Below are 1,661 nucleotides of genomic sequence, written 5' to 3' on the forward strand. Positions count from 1 at the left end.
ACCGCATTCGGAATGGGCAGGCTCGGCACGAGATAGCCGATCAGCGAGTCCTGCGAGATCCGGTAGAAGTTTTCGGTATCGGTGAAATAGATGGGCTTGTCCGACGAGACGACGAGCGAGAGGCCCTTGAGCAGCATCATCATGCCGAGCGTGGCGATGAAGGGCGGTATTTTCATCTTTGCCGTGAGGGTGCCGGAAATGGTCCCGCAGACCGCGCCCGTGCCGATCGCGGCGAGCACGCCGAGCCACATCGGCAAATGCCAGAACGTGAGGAACACACCGCAGATCACCGCCGTAAAGGTCATCAACGTGCCGACCGACAGGTCGATGCCGCCGGTGATGATCACGAACGTGCAGGCAATCGCGAGCACGCCGTTGACCGCCGTCGCCTGCAGAATGCCCAGCATGTTGTCCATCTGCATGAACGCGGGCGAGGCGAAGCTGAAGAAAATCAGCAGCAGAATGAGGCTCGCGAAGGCGAGCAGCTTTTGCAGCGCGGTCGGCGAAAAGACGCGCGCTCTCAGGGCGGCAGAGCGTCCCTGTCTCGCAAGCGCCGAACTATCCGTGGGCAAGGTCATATCGGTCTGTCGGCTCACGCCGCCGTTTTCAGGGTTTCACGCTGCGTCGCCAGATGCATGATGCGCTGCTGGGTCGCTTCTCGCGCTGACAGCTCGCCGGTAATGCGGCCCTCGCACATCACGATCACGCGATCGCTCATGCGCAGAATTTCCGGCAATTCCGACGAGATCATCATGACGGCCTTGCCCTGGTCGGCAAGCGAGCGCAGCAGCTTGTAGATCTCGTTCTTCGCGCCAACGTCGATGCCGCGCGTCGGCTCGTCGAAAAAGAGCACGTCGCAATCGCGCTGCAGCCACTTGGCGATCACCACCTTCTGCTGGTTGCCGCCCGACAGCAACCCCACCTGCTGGGTCGCGGAAGGCGTACGAATGGCAAGCAGGTTGATGAACTGGCTGGCGGTGCGGCGAATCTGCGCGCGGCGCAGGAAGCAGTTGAACGCGAGAAACCGGCTCAGGTTGGACATGACGATGTTCGATTCGACGTCCATGCCGGTCGCAAGGCCATAGCGTTTGCGGTCCTCGGACAGATAACCGATGCCGCGCGCCACCGCGTCGCTCGGCGTTCGGATGACCGCCTTCACGCCTTTCACGACGATTTCGCCCGATTCGATCGGATCGGCGCCGAACACCGCGCGCGCGACCTCGGTGCGCCCCGCGCCCATCAAGCCCGCGAAGCCCAATATTTCGCCCTTGTGCAGCGTGAAGCTCACGTCCCTGACGAGCGGGCCGGCATTCAGATTCCTGACTTCGAGCGCGACTTCGCCCTTGTCCCCAGTGCTGTGGGAAGGCGTGACATCGGTCAAGCTTCGCCCGACCATCATGCCGATGATCGCCTCGACGCTGGTGTCCTGGGCGGCGACGGTGGCCACATATTCGCCGTCGCGCATCACGGTGACGCGGTCGGCAATCTGCTTGAGCTCATCCATCTTGTGCGAGATGTAGATGATGCCGACGCCCTGGCTCTTCAGCTTGCGGATGATGCGAAACAGCTCAGCGATCTCGGCGTCGTTGAGCGCCGAGGTGGGCTCGTCCATGATCAGCACGCGCGAATCGAACGACAACGCCTTGGCGATCTCGACCATC

General features: G+C 62.3%; 2 protein-coding genes. Both read right to left on the reverse strand.

The features are described 5' to 3' along the window. On the reverse strand, window positions 1–578 hold a 578-nt coding region (locus VGH68_RS27455), incomplete at its 3' end, for an ABC transporter permease (RefSeq protein ID WP_331606872.1). Between the two features lie 14 nt (window positions 579–592). Beyond that, the coding region (locus VGH68_RS27460) for a sugar ABC transporter ATP-binding protein (protein ID WP_331606871.1) at window positions 593–1,661 on the reverse strand (1,069 nt) is incomplete at its 5' end.

The sequence above is a fragment of the Paraburkholderia sp. genome (assembly GCF_036488505.1).
GTDB lineage: Bacteria > Pseudomonadota > Gammaproteobacteria > Burkholderiales > Burkholderiaceae > Paraburkholderia.